This window comes from Microbacterium sp. 10M-3C3 (genome assembly GCF_003931875.1).
Taxonomy (GTDB): domain Bacteria; phylum Actinomycetota; class Actinomycetes; order Actinomycetales; family Microbacteriaceae; genus Microbacterium.
The window spans coordinates 325,614-349,341 of sequence record NZ_CP034245.1; the positions used below are offsets into that span (position 1 = coordinate 325,614).

The following is a 23,728-nucleotide window of genomic DNA, read 5'->3' on the forward strand; positions in this document are numbered from 1 at the left end:
AGCGAGCTGGGAGGGGCGGCACGGGCGCCCGGTAGCGTGGGCGCGTGTACCGCCGCCCGAGCCTCGACCCCGCCGTCGCCGAAGTGCGCCGCGCGGTCCGCGCCGCCCTCGAGCTGCTCCCCGTCGACGGCGACCCCGCCGTGATCGTGGCGCTCTCGGGCGGGGCCGACTCCCTCGCCCTCGCCGCGGCGACCGCGTTCGAGGCGCCCAAGCTCGGCTTCCGTCCCGTGGCGCTCGTCGTCGACCACGGCCTGCAGGCGGGATCGGACGCGGTCGCGGATGCAGCGGCCGCCGCCGCATCCGCCCTCGGTCTCGCCGCCCGGGTCGTGCGCGTCGCGGTCGACGGCGAGGGTGGGCCGGAGGCGGCGGCCCGCACCGCGCGTTACGCGGCGCTGGTGGACGCGGCACGCGCCGAGCGGGCGGCGGCGATCCTCACCGGGCACACGCTCGACGATCAGGCCGAGACGGTGCTCCTCGGACTCGCGCGCGGTTCGGGGGCGACGAGCCTGCAGGGCATGGCGGCCGTCGCGGAGATCGAGGGCGTGCCGCTCGTGCGTCCGCTCCTCGACGTCCGCCGCGCGACCACGCGCGCCGCGTGCGCAGCGGAGGGGCTCGCGCCGTGGGACGACCCGCACAACGCCGACGAGCGCTTCGCCCGGGTGCGCGTGCGGGAGCGCGTCCTGCCGGTGCTCGAGGCCGAGCTCGGCCCCGGCATCGCCGAGGCCCTCGCCCGCACGGCCGAGCAGCTGCGGGAGGACGCGTCCGCGTTCGCCGACATGATCGACGAGACCATCGAGGACATCGTCGAGCACGCCGAGGCGGGCATCTCGGTCTCGGTGCCCGCGCTCGCCGCGAATCCCGCGGCGCTGCGGCACCGCATCATCCGCCACGTGGTCGCGAGCGAGTTCGGCGAGAGCCTGACCCGCCGGCAGACGCTCGAAGTCGCCCGGCTCGTGACGGACTGGGCGGGGCAGGGGCCGATCGACCTGCCCGGATGCAGCGCCCGCCGCGTCGGCGCGCGCCTCGTCTTCACCGCCGCCGGCTGATCCCGCGGGCGCCGCCCGCCTCGATGCGTAGGATCGAACGCATGCGTGCGGCCGACATCCCCGACGACATCTCGCAGGTGCTCCTCACCGAAGAGCAGATCCAGGACAAGCTCGCGGAGCTCGCCGCCCGGGTCGCCGCCGACTACGCCGGCAAGGACCTGCTGCTGGTCGGCGTGCTCAAGGGCGCCGTCATGGTGATGGCCGACTTCGCGCGGCACCTGCCCATGCACATGGAGATGGACTGGATGGCGGTGTCGTCCTACGGCACCGGCACCCGGTCGAGCGGTGTCGTGCAGATCCGCAAAGACCTCGACACCGACCTCCACGGCCGCCACGTGCTGATCGTCGAGGACATCATCGACTCCGGCCTGACGCTCAGCTGGCTGCTGGAGAACTTCGCCTCACGCGGCGCCGAGTCGATCGAGATCCTCGCGCTCCTGCGCAAGCCCGACGCCATGAAGGTGGAGCTCGACTGCCGGTACGTCGGCTTCGACATCCCCAACGACTTCGTCATCGGCTACGGCCTGGACTACGCCGAGCGCTACCGCAACCTCCGCGACGTCGCGGTGCTCGCCCCCCACGTCTACAGCTGACGTACGCCCACGACGAACGCACAGGCCCGGCATAGTCGGCCCGCGTTACTCTGAGACGACCGCCTGAGCGGCGGACTCTCGGATGGAAGGGTCTTGGGCGACGCCCGAACCATGGACTTCAAGAAGCTGACGCGCAACCCGATCCTGTATGTCGTGCTCATCGGGATCCTCCTCATCGTCGGGTTCTCGCTGATCACGAACCTCAACGGGGCCAAGCAGATCTCGACCCAGCAGGGCCTCGAGCTGCTCCAGGGCGGCACGGTGACGGAGGTCACGAACACCGACGGCGACCAGCGCGTGGACATGACGCTGTCGTCGCCGTTCGAGGGTGCGACGCAGGTGCAGTTCTACTACGTGAGCGCGCGCGCCGACGAGGTCGTGCAGGCTATCGACACCGCGGCCCCCTCCGACGGCTACAACGACCTCGTCCCGAAGCCCTCGTGGTTCGACGGCTTCCTCTCCCTCCTGCTCCCGCTGCTGCTGCTCGGCGTGCTCTTCTGGTTCCTCCTCTCCAGCGCCCAGGGCGGCGGCAGCCGCGTGATGCAGTTCGGCAAGTCGCGCGCGAAGCTCGTGACGAAGGAGAGCCCGACGGTCACCTTCCAGGACGTCGCCGGCTCCGACGAGGCGATCGAGGAGCTCCAGGAGATCAAGGACTTCCTGAAGGACCCGGCGAAGTTCCAGGCCGTCGGCGCCCGCATCCCGAAGGGCGTGCTCCTGTACGGCCCTCCCGGAACCGGAAAGACGCTCCTCGCGCGCGCCGTCGCGGGCGAGGCGGGCGTGCCGTTCTACTCGATCTCCGGCTCCGACTTCGTCGAGATGTTCGTCGGCGTCGGCGCGAGCCGCGTGCGCGACCTGTTCAACCAGGCCAAGGAGAACGCCCCGGCCATCATCTTCATCGACGAGATCGACGCCGTCGGCCGTCACCGCGGCGCCGGCATGGGCGGCGGCCACGACGAGCGCGAGCAGACGCTGAACCAGATGCTCGTGGAGATGGACGGCTTCGACCCCAAGGCGAACGTCATCGTCATCGCGGCGACCAACCGCCCCGACATCCTCGACCCGGCGCTGCTGCGCCCCGGCCGCTTCGACCGCCAGATCGGCGTCGACGCACCCGACCTCAAGGGCCGCCAGCGCATCCTCGAGGTGCACGGGCGCGGCAAGCCGCTCGCCGACAGCGTCGACCTCGAGGTCGTCGCGCGGAAGACCCCCGGCTTCACGGGTGCCGACCTCGCGAACGTGCTCAACGAGGCCGCTCTCCTCACGGCGCGCTCGAACGCGCAGCTCATCGACAACCGCGCCCTCGACGAGGCGATCGACCGCGTCATCGCGGGTCCGCAGCGTCGTACGCGCGTGATGAAGGAGAAGGAGAAGCTCATCACGGCGTATCACGAGGGCGGCCACGCCCTCGCCGCGGCCGCGATGAACCACACCGACCCCGTCACGAAGGTCACGATCCTGCCGCGCGGCAAGGCGCTCGGCTACACGATGGTGCTGCCGCTCGACGACAAGTACTCCGTGACGCGCAACGAGCTGCAGGACCAGCTCACGTACGCCATGGGCGGCCGCGTGGCCGAGGAGATCGTCTTCCACGACCCCACCACCGGCGCCTCGAACGACATCGAGAAGGCCACGAGCATCGCCCGCAAGATGGTCACCGAGTACGGCATGACCACCGACGTCGGCCCGGTCAAGCTCGGGTCGTCCTCGGGCGAGGTGTTCATGGGCCGCGACATGGGCCACGGCCGCGACTTCAGCGAGCGCATCGCCGAGCGCGTCGACGCCCAGGTGCGCGCGCTCATCGAGCAGGCGCACAACGAGGCGTACCAGGTCATCAACGACAACCGCGACATCCTCGACAAGCTCGCGCTCGCGCTGCTGGAGAAGGAGACGCTCGACCACCTCGAGCTCGCCGAGATCTTCAAGGACGTCAAGCGCCTCCCGCCGCGTCCGCAGTGGCTCTCCTCGAGCGATCGTCCCGTGTCGCCGCTGCCGCCGGTGGAGGTGCCGCGTCGGTCCGAGCCCGCCGGCGTCGCCGCATCCGTCGAGGCGGAGCAGCGCACCGAGAAGGCCCCGCGCCGCCGCCCGAGCGGACAGGCGCGGCCGGCGACCGCGTAGGCGTGGCCGTCGACCGCGCCCGCGTCGCCGCGATCGTCCACGAGCTGCTCGAGGCGATCGGGGAGGACCCGGACCGTCCGGGCCTCCGCCAGACGCCCGAGCGCGTCGCCGCGGCCTACGAGGAGTTCTTCGCGGGTGTCGGCGCGGATGCGGCGGCCCCGCTCGCGCAGACGATCTCGGTCACGCGCGGTCCCGCCCCCGACACCCTCCCGTCGGGCGCGGTGATGGTGCGCGACATCGCGTTCCGCTCGATCTGCGAGCACCATCTGCTGCCCTTCCGCGGTCGCGCGCACATCGCGTACCTGCCGGGCGAGGAGGTCGTGGGGCTCGGCGCGCTCGCGCGAGTGACGGAGATCCTCTCGTCGCGGCCGCAGGTGCAGGAGCGGCTCGGCGAGCAGATCGCCGACGTGATCGACGACTCCCTGGACTGCCGCGGCGTGCTCGTCGTGCTCGACGCCGTCCACGAGTGCGTCACGATGCGCGGGCCGCGACAGACCGAGTCGTCGACCGTGACGATCGCCGCCCGCGGCGAGCTGGCAGAGCCGTTCGCACGTGCCGAGCTCGTCGCGCTCCTGGGGGCGCGGGCATGAGCGTGATCATGGGCATCGTCAACGCCACGCCCGACTCCTTCAGCGACGGCGGACGCTATCTCGACCCCGACGACGCGATCGCGCACGGCCGCCGCCTGCGCGCGGAGGGCGCCGGCATCGTCGACGTCGGCGGCGAGTCCACGCGCCCCGGCGCGGAGCGCGTCGACCCGCGCCTCGAACGCGAGCGGGTGCTCCCCGTGGTCACCGCGCTCGCGGGCGACGGCATCGTCGTCAGCATCGACACGATGAACGCCGAGACCGCCGTGGCCGCCGCGGCCGCCGGCGCGCGCTACGTCAACGACGTCTCCGGCGGGCTCGCCGACCCCGAGATTCTCGCCGCCGTCGCGGGCACCGACGCCGACATCGTGCTCGGCCACTGGCGCGGCCCCTCCGGCGACATGTACGCGACCGCCGTCTACGACGACGTCGCCCGCGAGGTCGCCGCCGAGCTGACCGGCCGCGTCGAGGCGGCCGCCGCCGCGGGCATCCCCCCGGCGCGCATCGTGCTCGACCCCGGCATCGGCTTCGGCAAGCGCGGTGCGCAGAACTGGCAGACGCTGCGCGCCCTGCCGCAGCTGACGAGTCTCGGACCGCGCGTGCTGATCGGCACGAGCCGCAAGCGCTTCCTCGCCGACGCGCTCGGCGACGACCCGTCCATCGAGCGACGAGACCTCGCGACGGCGGTGACGAGCGTGCTCGCCGCGCGCGCCGGCGTCTGGGGCGTGCGTGTGCACGATGTCGCCGCCACCCGCGACGCCCTGCGCGTCGCCGAACTGTGGGAGTCGCCGTGGACGTCGTAGACGAGATCACCATGACGGGGCTGCGCGTGTTCGGCCGCCACGGCGTGTTCGACCACGAGCGCCGCGACGGCCAGGAGTTCGTGATCGACCTCACCTTGGGCGTCGCGACCACCGCCGCCGCCGCATCCGACGACGTGGCCGACACCGTCCACTACGGCGAGCTCGCCGAGCGGGTCGCCGCGGTCGTCGCGGGCGAGCCCGTGAACCTCATCGAGACGCTCGCGCAGCGGATCGCCGACGCCGCGCTGAGCGACGAGCGCGTGCAGATCGTCACCGTCACCGTGCACAAGCCGTCCGCGCCGATCACGGTGCCCTTCGACGACGTGTCCGTCACGATCCGGCGATCGCGGCCGCTCTCCCGGCCGGCCGGATTCGCCGCGGGACCGCGATGAGCGCCCCCGTGGCCGTGGTCGCGGCGGGGTCGAACCTCGGCGATCGCGTCGAGACGCTCGAGTCGGCGTTCCGCGAGCTCGCCGCGCTCCCGCTCGTCGACCACGTGCGCGTCTCGCGCGCGCTGGAGACCGTCGCAGTGCGCCCCGACGGCGAGGACGCCGACGCGCCCCGCTACCTCAACGCCGTCGCGCTCGTGCGGACGCGCCTCGCGCCGAGCGTGCTCCTGCTCGAGCTGCACCGCATCGAGGCGCGGCACGGCCGGGAGCGGCGCGAGCGGTGGGGCGACCGCACGCTCGACCTCGACCTCGTCGCGTGGGGCGACGTGCGCTCCGACGACGCACGGCTCGTGCTGCCGCATCCGCGTGCCGCCGAGCGCCTCTTCGTGCTCGCACCGTGGCTCGAGCTCGACCCCGACGCGGTGCTGCCCCGCGCCGGCCGCGTCGCCGACCTCGTCGCGCGCCTCCGGGAGGACGGATGAAGCGCACCGGCGCCGGTGTCCTCCTCCTCGTCGCGGCGCTCGGCATCGCGGCCGGCTTCGCGCTCGACAACGTGCTGACCGCGATGGGGCGCCCGACGTTCACGCCCGCGGTGAGCCTGCCGATCCTGCTGCTGCTCCTCGGCGGCATCGTGCTGGCCCTCGCCATCCCGATCTTCCGCGCCACCCGCGGCCGGGCACCGGGGCCGGTCAACCCGTTCCGGGCCCTGCGCATCGCGATCCTCGCCAAGGCGTCCTCCATCGTCGGCGCGGTGACCGGGGGACTCGCCGTGGGGCTGCTCGCGTTCGTCCTGACTCGCCCGGCGACACCGTCGCTAGGCTCGTTGGGAACGGTCATCGCGACCGCGGTGTGCGCAGTGGTGCTCGTCGCGGCGGGGCTGATCGCCGAACAGCTGTGCACCCTGCGGAAGGACGACGATGACGACGAGCCCGGCGGGCCCTCCTCCGGAGTCGACGACGCCCTCCGCTGACGACGACGCGATCCTGGACCGCGCGACGTTCGAGCGCATCCGCGAACCCCGCGGTGCCGCGCGGCTGCCGCTCGGCGACGGCACGTGGCACCAGCTGGCGCGCGCGTATGTCACCGTGCGGCTGATCTCCACCGCCGCGCTGCTCGCGGTCGTGATCGCGGCCGGCTTCGCCGCGCAGACGTGGTCCGGCACGCCGTGGCCGTGGATCCCGGCAGGAGTCATCGCCGCCGGCTGCGTGTGGACCCTCGCGATCACGCCGCGCCAGGCGCGGTCGTACGGCTACCAGCTGCGCCGCGACGACCTCGTGTTCCGCCGCGGCATCCTGTGGCAGCGCATGGTGGCGGTGCCCTACGGGCGGATGCAGCTGATCGACATCACCCACGGACCGCTCGACCGCGGCTTCGGCATCGCGCAGGTGAAGCTCGTCACCGCCGCCGCGACGACCGGTGTCGTGATCCCCGGGCTCACGCAGGAGGCGGCCGAGCGCCTGCGCGACACCCTCATCGACGTGGCCGAGACCCGTCGGACCGGCCTGTGAGCGACGTCCCGCTCCCCGACGCGCCGCCGAGCTCGCCTGCCGCGCTGCCGAGCTCTCCTGCCGCGCCGCCCGCCGAGGATGTGCGCTCGCCGCTCAGCGACGGCGAGTGGCATCGGCTGCATCCGCTGTCACCGCTCCTGCGCGGCGGCCTGTTCCTCCTCGTCGTGATCGGCCTCGTCGTGGCGAACCTGCGCGAGCGCCTCGTCGAGTGGTTCCTGCCGGCGCTCCTGCCCGACGGCGGCGGGGAGGCGCCGCCCGATCCGGTCGACTACGTCCTCGACCACGGCCTGCTGCTGGTCGCGGGTCTCGTGGTGCTCGGCGCGCTGCTCGTGCTGCTGGGCATCTTCTGGCTCTCGTGGCGCTTCCACACCTTCCGGATCACCGGCGACGACGTCGAGGTGCGCTCGGGCGTGCTCTTCCGCACGCACCGGCGTGCGCCGCTCGATCGCGTGCAGGGCGTCAACCTCGTCCGACCGCTCGTCGCGCGGCTGCTGGGCCTGGCCAAGCTCGAGGTGGTCGGCGCCGGCACCGACGGCAACGTCAAGCTCGAGTACCTCTCCACCACGCACGCCGACACGGTGCGCGCCGACATCCTGCGGCTCGCGTCGGGGCGGCGCCTCGCCGAGGCGCGGTCGGCGTCGGCGGATGCGGCGGCACCCCGCGGCCGTGTGCAGCAGGCCGCGGGCGTGGTCGGCGCCGGCATCGCCGGCCTCATCGACGGCGAGGACACCGACGTCGCGCCCGAGTCGGTGGTGCGGATCCCGCCGGCGCGGCTCGCCGCCTCGCGCGTGCTCAGCGGCTCGGTGCTCGGGCTCGCCGTCATCGTCGCGGTCGTGGCCGCCGGCGCGATCTGGCAGGTGCCGTGGCTGCTCTTCACGTTCATCCCGGCCCTCCTCGGCTTCCTCGCCTACGCGGTCCGCTCGTTCGTGAAGGCGCTGCGGTACTCGATCGCCCCCACGTCCAGCGGCGTCCGGGTGACCTTCGGGCTGTTCACGACCGTCACCGAGATCCTCCCGCCCGGCCGTGTCCACGCGCTCGAGGTGCGCCAGTCGCTGTTGTGGCGCCCGTTCGGCTGGTGGACGATCACCGTCAACCGCATCTCCGGCCGCGCGTCGAGCGACACCTCCACCGAGCAGCTGACCACCGTGCTGCCCGTCGGCACCCGCGCCGACGTCGAGCGCGTGCTCGGGCTGCTGCTGCCCGACGTGAACGACGACGAGCGGCGCCTCGTGCTCGACAGCGGCATCGACGTCGGCATCGGCGGCCCGCGCGCCGACGACCCCTTCACGACGACGCCCCGGCGCGGCCGTGTGCTGCGGCCGCTGTCGTGGCGCCGCAACGGCATCGCGCTCGCCGACGACGTCCTCGTGATGCGCCGCGGCGTCGTGTGGCGCACGCTGACCGTGGTCCCCCTCGCGCGGATGCAGAGCATCGGCCTCGAGCAGGGTCCGCTCGCACGCGCGCTGCGGCTCGCGAGCCTCACGGCGCACGTCGTCGCCGGCAGCGCCACCACCTCGCTCGGCGCCCTCGACCGCGACGACGCCGTCGCGATGTTCGCGCGCACCGCCGAGGCCGCGGTCTCCGCCGCCGCATCCGACCGCACGCACCGGTGGGCGCGATGAGCCGCGTGCGCGACGGGCGGCTCGGCGTCGGCGTGATCGGCGGCGGGCGCGTGGGCACCGTCGTCGGAGCGGCCCTGCGCGGCGCCGGGCACGCGTTCATCGGCATCACCGCCGCATCCGACTCCGACCGCCTGGACGCGCTGCTGCCGGGAGTCGACGTCCTCCCCGCCGACGAGGTGGCGCGCCGCGCGGAGCTCGTCGTCGTCGCCGTGCCCCACGACATCCTCCCCGACGTCGTGGCCGGCCTCGCCGACGTCGGGGCGTGGCAGCCGGGGCAGCTCGTCATGCACGTCGACGCCGCATACGGATACGGCGTGCTGGAGCCGGCGCTGCGCAGCGGCGCGATCCCGCTCGCGGTGCACCCGGCGATCAGCTTCACCGGCACGTCGATCGATCTGCGCCAGCTCGCGCAGGGCTATGCCGCGGTCACCGCCCCGGCGCCGGTGCTGCCCATCGCGCAGGCGCTCGCCGTCGAGCTCGGCTGCGAGCCCGTCGTGATCGCCGAGGCCGACCGTCCCGCGTACGCCGAGGCGATCGCCACGGCCACCCAGTTCTCGCGGTCGATCGTGCAGCAGGCGGCGGGGCTGCTCGCGGGCGTGGGGGTGGCGAACCCGGGCGGCTACCTGTCGGCGCTCGTGCGTTCGACGGTCGATCAGGCGCTCGCCGAGAGCACGCCGGCCGGGCCGGACGCGCTGCCCCCGGACGCTACGATCGACGGATGATCAGCACCGTCGCGGGCTTGCGCGCCGCGCTCGCCGAGATCCGCGACGGTCGGTCCGCCGGCTCCGGCGCACCCGCGGTCGCGTTGCTGTCGACCCTCGGCGCCCTGCACGACGGGCACATCGACCTCGTCCGGCTCGCGCAGGAGAGCGCCGACGTCGTCGTGGTGTCGCGCTTCGTCAATCCGCTGCGCTTCCGCACCCGCGACGACGCCGCGGCGTACCCGCAGAGCCCGCGCGAGGACGACGAGCTGCTCGAGTCGCTCGAGGTGGACGTCGTGTTCGCGCCGACCGCGGACGAGCTCCTGCCCGCCGGGTTCGCGACCACGCGCGTGAGCGCGGGAGATCTGGGCCTGCGTCACGAGGGGCGCGCGCGGCCGTACTACTTCGAGGGCCTCCTCACCGTCGAGGCGATCCTGTTCCATCTCGTGCAGCCGCAGGTCGCCGTCTACGGAGAACGCGACCTGCAGCGCGTGTTCCTCGTGCGGCGGATGATCCGCGACCTGTTCTTCGACGTCCGGGTGGTCACGGGGCCGACCGTGCGCGCCGACGACGGCCTGCCGATCTCGTCGCGCATCGCCCTGCTGGACGCCGACGACCGCCGCGCCGCGGCCAAGCTCACGCAGGCGCTCGACGCCGCCGCATCCACCGCCGACCGCGGTGTCGACGCATGCATCGCGGCCGCGCAGTCCGCCCTCATGGGCGAGCCGCGCATCCGTCTGGAGTACCTCACCGTGGTCGACCCGGCGACCTTCCTCCCCGTCGACGAGGGCCATGCCGGGCGGGCGACCGCCCTCATCGCCGCGACGGTCGGTGGGCACCGCTTCATCGACAACACCGACATCTACGTGCACTGACGGCCCGCGGGCGGCGCCGCGGCCGCCGGTAGACTCGGAAGGACCCCGAGGAGAACTTCCGATGACCGACGCGCCCGCGAACGACGCCGCTGACGAGCCCTCCGAGGAGGACGTCTTCGAGCAGAAGGCCGTACGCCTGGCCAAGCGCGAGCGGCTGCTCGCGGAGCGGGCGGATGCGGCGGGCGGGCCGTACCCCGTGACGGTGCCGGTGACGGACACGATCGCCGACGTCCGCGCGCGCTACGGCGACCTCGAGGCCGGGGCCGAGACGGGCGTGACGGTCGGGGTCGCCGGCCGGGTCGTCTTCAGCCGGAACACCGGCAAGCTGTGCTTCGCGTCGCTGCAGGCCGGCGACGGCAGCCGCATCCAGGCGATGGTCTCGCTCGCGAACGTCGGCGAGGAGTCGCTCCAGCAGTGGAAGGAGCTCGTCGACCTCGGCGACCACGTGTTCGTCTCGGGTGAGGTGGTCTCCAGCCGTCGCGGAGAGCTGTCGATCATGGTGAGCGAGTGGGCGATCGCGGCGAAGGCCGTGCTGCCGCTGCCGAACATGTATGCGGAGCTGAGCGAGGAGAGCCGCGTGCGCAGCCGGTTCCTCGACCTCATCGTGCGCGACCGTGCGCGCGAGACGGTCGTCGCGCGCGCGAAGGTCAACGCGAGCCTGCGGCGCACGTTCGCCGAGCGTGACTTCCTCGAGGTCGAGACCCCGATGCTGCAGGTGCAGCCCGGCGGCGCGAGCGCGCGGCCGTTCGTGACGCACTCGAACGCGTTCGACGCGGAGCTGTATCTGCGCATCGCCCCCGAGCTGTACCTCAAGCGCGCCGTGGTCGGCGGCATCGAGCGCGTGTTCGAGATCAACCGCAACTTCCGCAACGAGGGCGCCGACTCCACGCACAGTCCCGAGTTCGCGATGCTCGAGGCCTACCAGGCGTACACGGACTACAACGGCATCGCCGACCTCACGCAGGCCCTCGTCCAGGACGCGGCGATCGCCGTGGCCGGCTCGACGACGGTGACGTGGGCCGACGGCACCGAGTACGACCTCGGCGGCGAGTGGGACCGCCTGTCCATGTACGACTCGCTCAACGACGCGCTCGCCCGGGAGCTCCCCGGCACTGCCCCTGTGACGCCGCAGACGGGGCTCGACGAGCTGCGCGCCATCGGCGCGGCGGCCGGCGCCGACGCACCCGCGCATGAGACCCACGGCAAGTGGGTCGAGGAGCTGTGGGAGCACTTCGTGAAGCCTGGGCTCACCCGCCCGACGTTCGTGATGGACTTCCCCCTCGACACGAGCCCGCTCGTCCGCGAGCACCGGTCGATCCCGGGCGTCGTGGAGAAGTGGGACCTGTATGTGCGCGGCTTCGAGCTCGCCACCGGATACTCCGAGCTCGTCGACCCGGTGATCCAGCGCGAGCGCTTCACCGAGCAGGCCAAGCTCGCCGCGCGCGGCGACGACGAGGCGATGCGCATCGACGAGGAGTTCCTGCGGGCCCTCGAGCACGGCATGCCGCCGAGCGGAGGCATGGGCATGGGGATCGATCGGCTGCTCATGGCCATCACGGGGCTCGGCATCCGCGAGACGATCCTCTTCCCGCTCGTCAAGTAGCCGACCGCTCGTAGACCCACTCCGGCAGGTGTGCGGCGTCGACCATCGCGTGCACGATCGCGGCGAGTCCGTGCGCCGGGTCGATCTCGAGCGCCCATGCCGCGTACTGCGCGGCGTGCGTCGAGCGGCCCACCGCCCACGCGAGCCACGCGCACGCCGACAGGGCGCCGGGGCGGAGGGCGCGGGGGGCGACGGCGGCGAGCCGGCGGGTCAGCGCGAGGGCACCGAGCAGGCGCACAGGGTCGGGCTGAGGGCCCTCGCCCCACATCGGAGCGGCGAGCTCTTCGGGGTACGGGGCGCCGTCGCTCCAGCGCATCTGCGCGTCGAACGCCGCGTCGCCGGCAGCCAGGTCGGCGAACCACTGCATGAGGGCCACGTCGCGCAGGCCCGGGCGGTCGAGGCACCACACGAGCGCGGCCGCGTCGTACGGATCGAGGCGGTCGGCGGCCTCGGCGAGCGCGTCTTCGAACAGCAGCGGCACGTCGTCGAGGCGGCACACGGTCGCGAGCGCCTGCGGTCGGATGCGCTCGCGCTCCCCACCGCCCGCTGTCTCCCCGTTCGGCCGTGCCGTGTCCGTTTCGTCGCCGAAGAGCGCCGTCATGGCGTGACCGATCTCGTCGAGCGCACGCGCCACCCGCTCCTTCGCCGCGAGGTCGGCCGGCGGCAGCTCCGCACCCGAGGCCTGATCGCCGCCGACCGGCGGAAGGCCCGTGGTCGCCGCGTCGGCGGCGCGGATCTCGGCCGCCGCGTGGATGCGCGCCGGCTCGGCGTACGCGACCCACGCGTCGTGGCCGACGCACAGCGCGTCGGTGATCCGCAGGCCGCACATGTCCGCGCGCTGGAGCACCTCCGCCACGAGCGCAGACGCGGGCACGGCCGCGCCGGCGGCGACGGGATCGTCGGTGTAGACGACGAGGGCGACGGCGTCGGCGTGGCGCACCTTGCACACCATGCCGATGGCCGTGGCGCTCATGCTCTCGCGCTCGAGCGGGGGCAGGTCGTCCGGAGGCAGGTCCAGGCGCAGCGCGCCGAGCGTGCGGCTGTCCTCGAACGGGATCAGCACGAGGCTGCGCACCGGGCGGTAGCCGATGAGGTGCGGCACGAGGGCCAGGAAGTCGGCGGCGCCGGCCGCCCGGATCACAGTGGTCATGGCGGCCAGCGTGCGCGGGGGACGGCGATCGAGCGGCGCCGGGTCGCCGCATCCGGGGACAACCGCGGCCGCGGGCGCGCGGGGGACGACGAGTCGGGACGGACGTATCCTGGAGGGGTGGATGCCTACTGGAGTGCCGTGATCTGGTCGCTGCTGCCGACCGTCGCGGTGTCGGTGCTGTTCTTCTTCATCCTCCGCGGGATCCTCCGCATGGACCGCACCGAGCGCAAGGCTTACGCGCGGGTCGAGGCCGAGGAGCGCGCCAAGCGCGGCCTGCCGCCGGTGGATTCCGCCGCCTCCGAGCGCTGACGCCGCGCGCGCGGCCCGTCTGAGCGGCCGCGTCCGCCCCGTTCGATACGCTGGGGGAGCTTCGGACGGGGGTGCAGGTGGTCGACGTCACCTTCGACGCCACATGGTGGGTCGTCGTACTCCTCATCGTGGATGTGACGATCCGCATCACCGCGCTCATCATCGTCCCGCGCAACCGCCGACCCACCGCCGCCATGGCGTGGCTGCTCGCCATCTACTTCATCCCGTACGTCGGCGTGCTGCTGTTCCTGCTGATCGGCAACCCCCGGCTGCCCCGCAAGCTCCGGCGCAAGCAGAGCGCGATCAACGACTACATCCGCGAGACGAGCGCGTCGCTCGAGTTCGGCACGCTGCGCCCGAACGCGCCGGCCTGGTTCCGCTCGCTCGTGCACCTCAACCGCAACCTCGGCGCGATGCCGATCGCCGGCGACAACGGCGCGACGCTCATCTCCGACTACGAGCGGAGCATCGCCGAGATGGCCGCCGCGATCCGACGCGCCGAGCGCTACGTGCACGTCGAGTTCTACATCCTGCAGTCGGATGCGACGACCGACGACTTCTTCCGCGCGCTCGAGGAGGTCGCCGCCCGCGGCGTCGTCGTGCGCGTGCTGCTGGACCACTGGGCCAACCGCGGCAAGCCGTACTACCGCAAGACGCTGCGGCGCCTGAGCGCGATGGGTGCGCACTGGCATCTGCTGCTCCCCGTGCAACCGCTCCGCGGCCGATACCAGCGACCCGACCTGCGCAATCACCGCAAGCTCCTCGTCGTCGACGGCGTCGTCGCGTACATGGGCTCGCAGAACGTCACGGATTCGACGTACAACCTCCGAAAGAACATCCGCCGCGGCCTGCACTGGGTCGACCTCATGGTGCGGGTCGAGGGGCCGGTCGTCGCGAGCATCAACGCCGTGTTCCTCTCGGACTGGTACAGCGAGACCGACGAGGTGCTCACCGACGAGATCGACCTGTTCTCCGTCCGGTCCGGCCCCGGCGACCTCGACTGCCAGATCGTGCCGTCCGGCCCCGGCTTCGACTTCCAGAACAACCTCAAGCTGTTCCTCGGGCTGCTCTTCGCCGCCCGCGAGCGCATCATCATCGTGAGCCCCTACTTCGTGCCCGACGAGGCTCTGCTGCTCGCCATCACGACCGCGTGCCAGCGCGGTGTGCACGTCGAGCTGTTCGTGTCGGAGGAGGGCGACCAGGCTCTCGTCTACCACGCGCAGCGCAGCTACTACGAGGCGCTGCTGCGTGCGGGCGTGCACATCTGGATGTATCCGAAGCCCTACATCCTGCACTCGAAGAGCCTCACGATCGACGACGAGGTGGGCGTCATCGGGTCGAGCAACATGGACATGCGCTCGTTCGGTCTGAACCTGGAGATCTCGATGCTCGTGCGCGGCGAGGAGTTCGTGCGCGACATGCGGGTCGTCGAGGGCCGGTACCGCGACCTCAGCCGCCGTCTCACCCTCGAGGAGTGGCTCAACCAGCCGCTGCGCTCGACGCTGCTCGACAACCTGGCGCGTCTCACCTCCGCCCTGCAGTGACCGGCGGATGCGGCGCCGCCGCCGCATCCGGAATCGTGACGTGCGCGTTACCGGATCCGTCGCCTCCACCCAGGTCGGCTCGCGAGGATGGAAGCCCGCGATTTCCCCCGGAGGTTCCATGTCCGTTCGCGCACGCATGCTCCCCGCCGCCCTGGTCGCGGGGCTCCTCGGTCTCGGCGCGCTCGCGGGCTGCGCGACCGGCGGCCCTGCCGGTCCCGTCGACGTGTCGCCCTCGAGGCCCGGGGCGTCGACACCGGCGGAGGTCGAGGTGTCGGCGGCCTGGCTGGACGGCGGCGACATGATCGGTGTGCTGCTGCGCGGCAGCTCCACGTGTCCGCCGCTCGCCGAGCAGGTCGAGGTGGAGGACGGTGTCGTGCAGGTGTCGCTCGTCGACCGCGACGGCGCGTGCACGCGCGATGCGGTGCTGCGCGGTATCGCCGTGCCGACACCCGAGGGCGTCGACACCGCCGCCGACGTGCCGATCGAGATCCGCGGCGACAGCTACACCGGCCGGACGACGCTCGCCGCGGCGCCCGGTCTCACGCCCGCCGGCGGCCTGGAGGCGGCGCAGCCGAGCGCCGGATGGGCCGGCGCCGACACGATCGCGCTCCTCACGTGGGGCTCATCGAGCTGCCCGCCCGCCATCGCGGATGCGGCGGTCTCGGCGCCCGGCGAGATCGCCGTCACGCTCGCGACCCCGCCCGCCGACCAGATCTGCACGGCCGACATGGCGCCGCGCGTGACGGTCGTGCCGATCGGGGGCGCCGAGCCCGGCACGGCCTACGACCTCGTGCTCACCGGCGGCGCCGCATCCGCCGCCCCCGCCCCGACCCGCATCGCCGTCGCCGGCACCCCGTAGCTCGCCCGCCGCGCACTCCTCCCTCCGTTCGCTCGTCGTATATCCGCGCCTCGACACGGTTTCGACGCGGATATACGCCGAGCGAGCGGTGGGCACCCCTCCTGCACAGCCGCGCGCGGCGAGGTGTGGTGCACGGGATCGGGGCGCCGCGCCCGTGAGGCGGGCGGCGGTGACACCGTCGGGGGATGCGCCGGCTCGACGATCTCCCCGACGCGTTCCCGGTGTCGGCGGGGCGCGCGGCGGGATGGGCGGCGTCGACGCTCGACTCGGCGCGCTTCGAGCGTCCGTTCCATGGCGTGCGCCAGGTGCCGAGCGACGAGCCGCTCAGCCCGCTCGAGGCGCACATCCGCCGCGTCGTCGCCTTCGCATCCGCCGCGAGCGCAGAGGAATTCGTCAGTCACATCAGCGCCGCGGCGGCGTGGGGAATGCCGCTGCCGCCCGGGCTTCCCGGCGACGACATCGACATCAGCGTGCTTCTGCCGCTGCGCAGCCCCCGCGGCCGCGGAGTCCGCGGTCACGCGGTCGCCGAGCATCTCGTGACGGTGGTGGAGCATCCGTCGCTCGCCCTGCGCATCGCCGACCCCGCGACGACGTGGGCGATGCTGGGCGCGCTGCTGTGGCACCCGTACGATCTCGTGGCCGCCGGCGACGCGATCGTGCGCGTGCCGCAGCATCCGCACGACCCCGCGGCGCTGACGACGATCGCGGCTCTCGAAGCGGCGGTGAGGGCCGGCCGGCGCGTCGGAGTGCACGCGCTGCGCGCCGCTCTGCCGCGCATCCGCACCGGGGCCTCGTCCCGGCCGGAGACCTGGGTGCGGCTTCTCCTCGTGGATACGGGGCTGCCCGAGCCGGTCGCGGCGCACGAGGTCTTCGACGGCGACGGCCGGTTCGTCGCGCGCCTGGACCTCGCGTACCCGCGCCGGCGCGTCGCCGTCGAGTACGAGGGCGAGCAGCACCTGACCGACCCGGCCCAATGGGCGCGAGACATCCGCCGCTACGAGGCGCTCGCCGCCCTCGGGTGGACCGTCATCCGCCTCACGCGCGAGGACCTGCACGGCGGATCGGCCGCCGCCCGCGTGCGCCGGGCGCTCGCCGCCGCCCGCGGCTGAGTTCACTCGGCGTATATCGCGGCTCTCGGGCGGATTTCCGCGCGATATACGACGAGCGAGCGGAGCAAACCGGGGGAGAAGCGGGCGAAACGATAAGAAGGCGGGAAGTTGCGGGGCGGACGCAGCCGGGTGCGGGCCCGCGGGTGCGGCACGATGAGAGCCATGGATGCTGCGATCCCGGCGCTGACCGAGGTCCCCCCGCCCCAGTACGTCATGGTCGGCGATGGCGTGCGCCTCGCCACCTACTCGTGGGGCGACGACGACGCGCCGCCCGTGCTGGCCGTGCACGGGTTCGGCTCGAGCACGCGCGACAACTGGGTGAACACGGGCTGGGTGCGGGAGCTCCTGCGCCGCGGGATGCGCGTGCTCGCCGTCGACCAGCGCGGGCACGGCGCGAGCGACAAGCCGCACGACCCGCAGTCCTACGTCATGTCGGCGCTCGTGCACGACCTCATCACGGTGCTCGACACATACCTGCTCGACAGCGTGCGCTACCTCGGCTACTCGCTCGGCGGGCGGGTCGGGTGGCAGTTCGCCGTCGACCATCCCGAGCACGTCGAGCGCGCGGTGTTGGGCGGCATCCCCGACGGCCGCCCGCTGTCGCGGCTCAAAGTCGATCAGGCGCGCGCGTTCGCCGAGCGCGGCGAGCCGGTCGAGGATGCGGTGACCCAGCGATACGTCATGCTCGCCGAGCGCGTGCCGGGCAACGACCTGCGCGCGCTCATCGCCGTGGCGGAGGGGATGCGTCTCGGCACGACCGACCCCGACCCCGCCCGCCCGCCGCTGCAGCCGGTCCTTTTCGCCACCGGCTCGGAGGATCCGATCCTCGAGCAGTCGCGCCGTCTGGCCGGCCTCACCCCCCACGGCGAGTTCTTCGAGATCCCCGGCCGGCACCACACGAACGCGCCCGGGTCGCGCGATTTCCGCACCGCCGGAGCCGACTACATCGCGGCCTGAGCGCGCCGGTATGCCCACGGCGAACACCGGCCCGCTGCATCCGACCGCTCGTTACTCTCGATGTACCGAGCGCGGAAGCGCGCCCGTCGAACCCATCTGGAGGGTTAGAGGATGTTCGAGAGATTCACCGACCGTGCCCGTCGTGTGGTTGTGCTCGCCCAGGAAGAGGCGAAGATGCTCAACCACAACTACATCGGCACCGAGCACATCCTGCTCGGGCTGATCCACGAGGGCGAGGGCGTCGCCGCGAAGGCGCTGGAGTCGCTCGGCATCTCGCTCGACGCCGTCCGCGAGCAGGTCCAGGACATCATCGGCCAGGGCCAGCAGCAGCCGACCGGCCACATCCCCTTCACGCCCCGTGCGAAGAAGGTGCTCGAGCTGTCGCTGCGCGAAGCGCTGCAGCTCGGCCACAACTACATCGGCACGGAGCACATCCTGCTCGGCCTCATCCGCGAGGGCGAGGGCGTCGCCGCCCAGGTGCTCGTCAAGCTCGGCGCCGACCTCAACAAGGTGCGTCAGCAGGTCATCCAGCTGCTCTCGGGCTACCAGGGCAAGGAGCCCGCGGGCGTCGCCACCGGCGCCGGCGAGCAGCAGACCGGCGGCGCGCAGGGCGGTTCGCAGGTGCTCGACCAGTTCGGTCGCAACCTCACGCAGGCCGCGCGCGACAACAAGCTCGACCCGGTCATCGGGCGCGAGAAGGAGATCGAGCGCGTGATGCAGATCCTCTCGCGCCGCTCGAAGAACAACCCCGTCCTCATCGGCGAGCCCGGCGTCGGCAAGACCGCCGTCGTCGAGGGCCTCGCGCAGGCGATCGTGAAGGGCGACGTGCCCGAGACGCTCAAGGACAAGCAGCTCTACTCGCTCGACCTCGGCTCGCTCATCGCCGGTTCCCGCTACCGCGGCGACTTCGAGGAGCGGCTGAAGAAGGTCACCAAGGAGATCCGCACGCGCGGCGACATCATCGTCTTCATCGACGAGATCCACACCCTCGTGGGTGCCGGTGCCGCCGAGGGCGCGATCGATGCGGCGAGCATCCTCAAGCCCCTCCTCGCCCGCGGCGAGCTCCAGACGATCGGCGCCACGACGCTCGACGAGTACCGCAAGCACTTCGAGAAGGATGCCGCGCTCGAGCGCCGCTTCCAGCCGATCCAGGTGGCCGAGCCGAGCCTGCCCCACGCGATCAACATCCTGAAGGGGCTGCGCGACCGCTACGAGGCGCACCACAAGGTGCAGATCACCGACGGCGCGATCGTCGCCGCCGCGAACCTCGCCGACCGCTACATCAGCGACCGGTTCCTCCCCGATAAGGCGATCGACCTGATCGACGAGGCCGGCGCTCGCCTGCGTCTGTCGATCCTGTCGAGCCCGCCGGAGCTGCGCGAGTTCGACGAGAAGATCGCCAAGGTCCGCGAGCAGAAGGAGCAGGCCTCCGAGGAGCAGGACTTCGAGAAGGCCGCGTCGCTGCGCGACGAGGAGAAGTCGCTGCTCGCCGAGCGTCTGCGCCTGGAGAAGCAGTGGCGCTCGGGCGACGTCGCGTCGCACGCGATCGTCGACGAGGGCCTGATCGCGGAGGTGCTCGCGCAGGCCACCGGCATCCCGGTGTTCAAGCTCACGGAGGAGGAGTCCAGCCGGCTCGTCTTCATGGAGAAGGCGCTGCACCAGCGCGTCATCGGTCAGGAGGAGGCGATCGCCGCCCTCTCCAAGACGATCCGTCGTCAGCGTGCCGGCCTGAAGGACCCCAAGCGCCCCTCGGGCTCGTTCATCTTCGCCGGCCCCACCGGCGTCGGGAAGACGGAGCTGGCCAAGGCGCTCGCCGAGTTCCTCTTCGACGACGAGGGCGCGCTGATCTCCCTCGACATGTCGGAGTTCGGTGAGAAGCACACCGTGTCGCGTCTGTTCGGCGCCCCTCCCGGATTCGTCGGATTCGAAGAGGGCGGCCAGCTGACGGAGAAGGTGCGCCGCAAGCCTTTCTCGGTCGTGCTGTTCGACGAGATCGAGAAGGCCCACCCCGACATCTTCAACTCGCTGCTGCAGATCCTCGAGGAGGGTCGCCTCACCGACGGTCAGGGCCGCGTCGTCGACTTCAAGAACACCGTCATCATCATGACGACCAACCTGGGTGCCCGCGACATCGCCGGCGGCCCGGTCGGGTTCCAGGTCGAGGGTGACAACGCCACGTCGTACGACCGCATGAAGGGCAAGGTCAACGAGGAGCTGAAGCGTCACTTCAAGCCCGAGTTCCTCAACCGCGTCGACGACATCATCGTGTTCCCGCAGCTGAGCAAGGACGAGCTCGTGCAGATCGTGGATCTGTTCACCAAGCGCCTGTCCGAGCGTCTGCTCGACCGCGACATGACGATCGAGCTGTCGCAGGCGGCGAAGGAGCGTCTCATCGAGATCGGATTCGACCCGGCTCTCGGCGCCCGGCCGCTGCGTCGCGCGATGCAGCACGAGGTCGAGGACCGTCTCAGCGAGAAGATCCTGCACGGCGAGCTGGAGTCCGGCGACCACGTGAAGGTCGACGCCCAGAACGGCGAGTTCGTCTTCGAGCACGGTCCGCGCGGCGAGAAGGTCGCGATCGGCGTCGGCACCGGCGGGGAGATCTCCGCCACGCCCGACATCGTCGCGGGCAGCTGACACACCGCCACCGAGTTGCGCGAATCGGCGCCTATCCCACCCGGGGTAGGCGCCGATTCACGCAAGGGGGCGGTGGCCGGCGGCCTACGCTGGAGGGATGAGCACGTACACGGTCCGCCACGCACGCACGGCGGATGTCCGCGGCATCCACGAGCTCCTCGAGCCCTACGTACGCCGGCGGATCCTCCTGGGGAAGGATCTCGTGCTGCTGTACGAATCCGTGCAGGAGTTCGTCGTCGCGGAGGAGGACGCGACCGGGCGGCTCATCGGATGCGGCGCGCTCCACGTCATCTGGGAGGACCTGGCCGAAGTGCGCACGCTCATCGTCTCCGACGACTGGCTGCACCGCGGCGTCGGGCGGCGACTCGTCGAGGCGCTCGAGGAGCGCGCGCGGCGGATCGGCGTGAGTCGCCTGTTCTGCCTCACGTTCGAGGTCGAGTTCTTCACGCGGCGCGGTTTCGCGCCGATCGGGGAGCAGGTCGTCGATCCCGACGTCTACTCGCAGCTGGTGCGCAGCCCCGACGAGGGCGTCGCGGAGTTCCTCGACCTCGCTCACGTGAAGCCGAACACGCTCGGCAACACGCGCATGCTCAAGACGCTCTGACGCCCCCCAGGCGTGCCGCGCGGGGGAGCCGCCGGCCCGCGCCTACCCTGGTGGCATGAGCGGCAGCACCCCCCGTCGCCGGCATTCGCCGGCGGTCTACCGACGGCGGCGCCTCGCGGTGCTCCTGCTCGCCGTCCTCGTCATCGGCGCGCTCGTGTGGCTCTTCGTCGCCCAGCCGTGGCGCTCGGTCGCCGCGGTCGGCGACGGGCCGGCCTCGCCGTCGCCCTCGGCCTCCGCGACGGACCCGGCGCCCATACCGACGGACACGGCGGATGCGGCGGATGCGCCGCCGTCCGCGGAGCAGACACCGCCCCCGGACGACACCGCGGCCTCGCCCGAGATGACGCCGACGGCCGAGGGGTGCCTGCCGGCGGACATCGCCGTGGAGGCGCTCACCGACCACCAGGCGTACGCGAGCGGCCAGAATCCGCAGCTGTCGATCCGCCTGACGAACAAGGCCGACGCCGACTGCACGCTCAACGTCGGGACGAGCGCGCAGGCGTTCACGATCTCCAGCGGCTCGGACATCTGGTGGCGCTCGACCGACTGCCAGACCGAGCCGAGCGACATGATCGTGCTGGTGAAGGCGGGGCAGCAGGTCACGAGCGCGGCGCCGCTGACGTGGGATCGGACTCGTTCGTCGACCAGCACGTGCCAGGGCGACCGCCCGGCGGCCCCCGGCGGCGGCGCGACCTACCACCTGAGCGTGTCGATCGCCGGCATCCCGTCATCGACGACCGCCGCGTTCCAGCTCTACTGACCGCGTCTGTCCCCCGAATGGCCGACAGACGAATCGCCGACGAATCGTTATCGTGGGAGAGCTCCTGGTCCACCGGGTGGCAGAGGCTGTCCCCAGCAGCCGGTCTCGTGTTCCCCAAGCGCGAGACGCGCCGCCCGCAGGATGCCGAGGCCCTCTCGAATCCGTCAGCCCCCAACTGGGGGATTCGAGAGGGCCTCCCCCTTCCCGGGGAGCCCCGAACACACGGATGCCGCGATCGCCGAAGCGACCGCGGCATCCGTTTCGTCCGGACCGGTCAGGGTCTGCGCTCGGTCTCGCCGAACACCTCGCCCTCCATCGCGTCGTAGCCCTCCGCCTGCGGGTCGCCGTGCGTGCCGCCGGAGAGCGCGTACTCCTCCTCGGGCGAGAGCACGAGGCGGTGCCGGAAGTACACGCCGAACCCGACCAGCAGGATCGCGTACACGATCGCGATCGCGATGATCGCCGGGAGGAACGTCGGGTTGAGAAGGAAGCCGAGGAAGATGAGCGCCGCGATGACGATCGCGATCACCGCTCCGGGCACGCCCCACGGGCTGCGATAGGGGCGCGCGGCGTCGGGGAACTTCCGCCGAAGCAGGATGAAGGCGATCATCTGCAGCAGGTAGGCCACGACCGCGCCCCACACCGCGATGTTCAGCACGATCGCCCCGGCGAGCGCGCCGGCGCCCTCGTTGAGCGACGCGAGCAGATCGAGCACGACGAGGGCGACGAAGCCGATCACCGCGCCGACGACCAGCGCCACCCACGGCGTCTGACGCTTGCCGGTGAGCGAGAGGAAGCGCGGGTAGTAGCCGGCGCGCGAGAGCGAGTACATGTTCCGGCCGTAGGCGAACATGATGCCCTGCAGCGACGCGAGCAGGCCGATGAGCGCGAAGAGCGCGAGCACGGCGGCGGCCTGATCGCCCACCATGGCGCGGAAGCCGTTGAGCAGCGGCTCGCCCTGGTCGGCGGCTCCGGTGTCCTCCGCGCCGAGGAGGGCGGTGTTGAAGAACAGCACGAGCAGGCCCGTGACGATGAGGGTGCCGCGCGCCCAGAACCCGGCGCGCGGGATGTCGCGGACGGGGTTGTGCGACTCCTCCGCCGCGAGCGGCAGCTCCTCGATGCCGAGGAAGAACCACATCGCGAACGGGAGGGCGAACAGGATCGGCAGAACGCCGTGGGGGAGGAAGGCGTTCCAGCCCGGGTCGGGCGCGATGTTCCACAGCGACCCCCAGTCCAGCGCCGGGGAGAAGAGCGCCATGACCGTGAAGACGACGAGGATGCCGATCGAGATGATGGACACCACGATCGCGAAGCGGAACGAGATGTTCGCGCCGGCGGCGTTCAGGGCGATGAAGACGGCGTACAGGATGATGTACAGCAGCCAGCCGGGGAGGGTGATCCCCAGCAGCGGCTCGAGGATGCCGTTGACGTAGCTGGCGGAGAAGAACACGATGACGGCGGTGGTCGCGACGTACTCGATCGTCTCGGCGGCGCCGGTGACAAGGCCCCCCCACGGGCCCATCGCAGACCGCGCGAACGAGTACGCCCCGCCGGTGTGCGGCATCGCGGCGGCCATCTCGCCGATCGAGAAGATCATGCCGTAGTACATCGCCACGAGGATCGCGAAGGCGATGAGCATGCCGCCGAACCCGGCGAAGCCGATGCCGAAGTTCCAGCCGGAGAAGTCGCCCGAGATGACGGCCGCGACGGCGAGACCCCACAGGCCCCAGACGCCCGCCGACCGCTTGAGCGTGCGCTTCTCGAAGTAGCCCGCGCCGGCGCGGGTATAGGTGGCGCCGGCGACCTTTTGCGCGGCACTCTGTGACTCGGACATGCGACCTCCGCAGATTCGGGTAGCGCGCTCTCGCGCCTTGCGGATGATTGTGGCGGCGTAAAGGTCGACCTGTCTACCTTTGCGTGTAAGTTCCGTGTTACGAATGGAGGGGCCGCGCGCGCG

General features: G+C 72.1%; 23 protein-coding genes. 21 read left to right on the forward strand and 2 right to left on the reverse strand.

All coding sequences use genetic code 11. The annotated features are described in order from the left end of the window. Positions 1-44: 44 nt before the first annotated feature. The 13 genes from tilS (at position 45) to lysS (ending at position 11,842) form a co-directional block, all read left to right on the forward strand. Positions 45-1,046, forward strand: a complete 1,002-nt coding sequence (gene tilS / locus EI169_RS01440; RefSeq protein WP_125130316.1) for a tRNA lysidine(34) synthetase TilS — start codon at positions 45-47, stop codon at positions 1,044-1,046. 41 nt (positions 1,047-1,087) lie between these two features. After that, complete coding sequence (gene hpt / locus EI169_RS01445; protein ID WP_125130318.1) at positions 1,088-1,639, forward strand: hypoxanthine phosphoribosyltransferase; 552 nt, start codon at positions 1,088-1,090, stop codon at positions 1,637-1,639. Positions 1,640-1,750: 111 nt separating this feature from the next. Next, positions 1,751-3,754: an ATP-dependent zinc metalloprotease FtsH gene (ftsH, locus tag EI169_RS01450; protein ID WP_125130320.1), complete on the forward strand. Its 2,004-nt coding sequence runs from the start codon at positions 1,751-1,753 to the stop codon at positions 3,752-3,754. A gap of 2 nt (positions 3,755-3,756) precedes the next feature. Further along, the gene (folE, locus tag EI169_RS01455) at positions 3,757-4,344 is read left to right on the forward strand and encodes a GTP cyclohydrolase I (protein WP_125130322.1); all 588 of its coding nucleotides are present in this window, start codon (positions 3,757-3,759) and stop codon (positions 4,342-4,344) included. Continuing rightward, positions 4,341-5,144, forward strand: coding sequence for a dihydropteroate synthase (gene folP / locus EI169_RS01460; RefSeq protein ID WP_125130323.1), 804 nt, complete (start codon positions 4,341-4,343; stop codon positions 5,142-5,144). Before folE ends, folP begins: the two co-directional genes overlap by 4 nt. Continuing rightward, positions 5,132-5,536 carry a dihydroneopterin aldolase gene (gene folB / locus EI169_RS01465; protein ID WP_240640539.1) on the forward strand — a complete coding sequence of 135 codons (405 nt, stop codon included), beginning with the start codon at positions 5,132-5,134 and terminating at the stop codon, positions 5,534-5,536. Before folP ends, folB begins: the two co-directional genes overlap by 13 nt. Beyond that, positions 5,533-6,015, forward strand: coding sequence for a 2-amino-4-hydroxy-6-hydroxymethyldihydropteridine diphosphokinase (gene folK, locus EI169_RS01470; protein ID WP_125130326.1), 483 nt, complete (start codon positions 5,533-5,535; stop codon positions 6,013-6,015). Before folB ends, folK begins: the two co-directional genes overlap by 4 nt. After that, positions 6,012-6,503: a DUF3180 family protein gene (locus tag EI169_RS01475; RefSeq protein WP_125130328.1), complete on the forward strand. Its 492-nt coding sequence runs from the start codon at positions 6,012-6,014 to the stop codon at positions 6,501-6,503. Before folK ends, EI169_RS01475 begins: the two co-directional genes overlap by 4 nt. Continuing rightward, complete coding sequence (locus tag EI169_RS01480; protein ID WP_125130331.1) at positions 6,451-7,041, forward strand: PH domain-containing protein; 591 nt, start codon at positions 6,451-6,453, stop codon at positions 7,039-7,041. Before EI169_RS01475 ends, EI169_RS01480 begins: the two co-directional genes overlap by 53 nt. Continuing rightward, a complete protein-coding gene (locus tag EI169_RS01485; protein ID WP_240640543.1) occupies positions 7,038-8,663 on the forward strand; it encodes a PH domain-containing protein in 1,626 nt (541 codons plus the stop codon). Before EI169_RS01480 ends, EI169_RS01485 begins: the two co-directional genes overlap by 4 nt. Further along, complete coding sequence (locus tag EI169_RS01490; protein ID WP_125130333.1) at positions 8,660-9,385, forward strand: DUF2520 domain-containing protein; 726 nt, start codon at positions 8,660-8,662, stop codon at positions 9,383-9,385. The genes EI169_RS01485 and EI169_RS01490 overlap by 4 nt, the downstream gene beginning before the upstream one ends. Then, positions 9,382-10,239, forward strand: coding sequence for a pantoate--beta-alanine ligase (locus tag EI169_RS01495; RefSeq protein ID WP_125130335.1), 858 nt, complete (start codon positions 9,382-9,384; stop codon positions 10,237-10,239). The genes EI169_RS01490 and EI169_RS01495 overlap by 4 nt, the downstream gene beginning before the upstream one ends. Positions 10,240-10,300: 61 nt before the next feature. Continuing rightward, positions 10,301-11,842 carry a lysine--tRNA ligase gene (lysS, locus tag EI169_RS01500; RefSeq protein WP_125130337.1) on the forward strand — a complete coding sequence of 514 codons (1,542 nt, stop codon included), beginning with the start codon at positions 10,301-10,303 and terminating at the stop codon, positions 11,840-11,842. Here the strand turns inward: lysS and EI169_RS01505 are convergent. Further along, the gene (locus tag EI169_RS01505; protein WP_125130339.1) at positions 11,835-12,992 is read right to left on the reverse strand and encodes a DUF4192 family protein; all 1,158 of its coding nucleotides are present in this window, start codon (positions 12,990-12,992) and stop codon (positions 11,835-11,837) included. The genes lysS and EI169_RS01505 overlap by 8 nt on opposite strands. A gap of 117 nt (positions 12,993-13,109) precedes the next feature. Between EI169_RS01505 and EI169_RS01510 the strand changes: the two genes are divergently transcribed. The 8 genes from EI169_RS01510 to EI169_RS01545 all read left to right on the forward strand — a co-directional run bounded on the left by EI169_RS01510 (position 13,110) and on the right by EI169_RS01545 (position 21,771). After that, positions 13,110-13,301 carry a hypothetical protein gene (locus tag EI169_RS01510; protein ID WP_125130341.1) on the forward strand — a complete coding sequence of 64 codons (192 nt, stop codon included), beginning with the start codon at positions 13,110-13,112 and terminating at the stop codon, positions 13,299-13,301. 77 nt (positions 13,302-13,378) lie between these two features. After that, complete coding sequence (gene cls / locus EI169_RS01515) at positions 13,379-14,845, forward strand: cardiolipin synthase (protein WP_125130343.1); 1,467 nt, start codon at positions 13,379-13,381, stop codon at positions 14,843-14,845. A 118-nt stretch (positions 14,846-14,963) separates the two neighbouring features. Further along, complete coding sequence (locus tag EI169_RS01520) at positions 14,964-15,704, forward strand: hypothetical protein (RefSeq protein WP_125130345.1); 741 nt, start codon at positions 14,964-14,966, stop codon at positions 15,702-15,704. A gap of 185 nt (positions 15,705-15,889) precedes the next feature. Further along, the gene (locus tag EI169_RS01525; RefSeq protein WP_125130347.1) at positions 15,890-16,813 is read left to right on the forward strand and encodes a DUF559 domain-containing protein; all 924 of its coding nucleotides are present in this window, start codon (positions 15,890-15,892) and stop codon (positions 16,811-16,813) included. A 162-nt stretch (positions 16,814-16,975) separates the two neighbouring features. After that, on the forward strand, positions 16,976-17,770 hold the full coding sequence (locus EI169_RS01530; protein WP_125130349.1) for an alpha/beta fold hydrolase: 795 nt from the start codon (positions 16,976-16,978) through the stop codon (positions 17,768-17,770). A 111-nt stretch (positions 17,771-17,881) separates the two neighbouring features. Further along, entirely contained in the window at positions 17,882-20,407 is a 2,526-nt protein-coding gene (locus tag EI169_RS01535; RefSeq protein WP_125130351.1) for an ATP-dependent Clp protease ATP-binding subunit, read from the forward strand. Positions 20,408-20,504: 97 nt separating this feature from the next. Then, positions 20,505-21,011 carry an amino-acid N-acetyltransferase gene (locus EI169_RS01540; RefSeq protein WP_125130353.1) on the forward strand — a complete coding sequence of 169 codons (507 nt, stop codon included), beginning with the start codon at positions 20,505-20,507 and terminating at the stop codon, positions 21,009-21,011. A 55-nt stretch (positions 21,012-21,066) separates the two neighbouring features. Then, positions 21,067-21,771: a hypothetical protein gene (locus EI169_RS01545; protein ID WP_205783858.1), complete on the forward strand. Its 705-nt coding sequence runs from the start codon at positions 21,067-21,069 to the stop codon at positions 21,769-21,771. Positions 21,772-22,045: 274 nt separating this feature from the next. Here the strand turns inward: EI169_RS01545 and EI169_RS01550 are convergent, their stop codons facing one another. Further along, positions 22,046-23,605, reverse strand: coding sequence for an amino acid permease (locus EI169_RS01550; protein WP_125130355.1), 1,560 nt, complete (start codon positions 23,603-23,605; stop codon positions 22,046-22,048). Positions 23,606-23,728: the final 123 nt, after the last annotated feature.

Coding starts and splice junctions, on each gene's coding strand:
- EI169_RS01480 (WP_125130331.1), top strand. CDS start 6,451: ATGACGACGAGCCCGGCGGGCCCTCCTCCGGAGTCGACGACGCCCTCC.
- folK (WP_125130326.1), top strand. CDS start 5,533: ATGAGCGCCCCCGTGGCCGTGGTCGCGGCGGGGTCGAACCTCGGCGAT.
- EI169_RS01490 (WP_125130333.1), top strand. CDS start 8,660: ATGAGCCGCGTGCGCGACGGGCGGCTCGGCGTCGGCGTGATCGGCGGC.
- lysS (WP_125130337.1), top strand. CDS start 10,301: ATGACCGACGCGCCCGCGAACGACGCCGCTGACGAGCCCTCCGAGGAG.
- EI169_RS01545 (WP_205783858.1), top strand. CDS start 21,067: ATGAGCGGCAGCACCCCCCGTCGCCGGCATTCGCCGGCGGTCTACCGA.
- EI169_RS01540 (WP_125130353.1), top strand. CDS start 20,505: ATGAGCACGTACACGGTCCGCCACGCACGCACGGCGGATGTCCGCGGC.
- EI169_RS01525 (WP_125130347.1), top strand. CDS start 15,890: ATGCGCCGGCTCGACGATCTCCCCGACGCGTTCCCGGTGTCGGCGGGG.
- EI169_RS01530 (WP_125130349.1), top strand. CDS start 16,976: ATGGATGCTGCGATCCCGGCGCTGACCGAGGTCCCCCCGCCCCAGTAC.
- EI169_RS01495 (WP_125130335.1), top strand. CDS start 9,382: ATGATCAGCACCGTCGCGGGCTTGCGCGCCGCGCTCGCCGAGATCCGC.
- EI169_RS01505 (WP_125130339.1), bottom strand. CDS start 12,992: ATGACCACTGTGATCCGGGCGGCCGGCGCCGCCGACTTCCTGGCCCTC.
- EI169_RS01550 (WP_125130355.1), bottom strand. CDS start 23,605: ATGTCCGAGTCACAGAGTGCCGCGCAAAAGGTCGCCGGCGCCACCTAT.
- EI169_RS01535 (WP_125130351.1), top strand. CDS start 17,882: ATGTTCGAGAGATTCACCGACCGTGCCCGTCGTGTGGTTGTGCTCGCC.
- EI169_RS01520 (WP_125130345.1), top strand. CDS start 14,964: ATGTCCGTTCGCGCACGCATGCTCCCCGCCGCCCTGGTCGCGGGGCTC.
- folP (WP_125130323.1), top strand. CDS start 4,341: ATGAGCGTGATCATGGGCATCGTCAACGCCACGCCCGACTCCTTCAGC.
- hpt (WP_125130318.1), top strand. CDS start 1,088: ATGCGTGCGGCCGACATCCCCGACGACATCTCGCAGGTGCTCCTCACC.
- ftsH (WP_125130320.1), top strand. CDS start 1,751: ATGGACTTCAAGAAGCTGACGCGCAACCCGATCCTGTATGTCGTGCTC.
- EI169_RS01475 (WP_125130328.1), top strand. CDS start 6,012: ATGAAGCGCACCGGCGCCGGTGTCCTCCTCCTCGTCGCGGCGCTCGGC.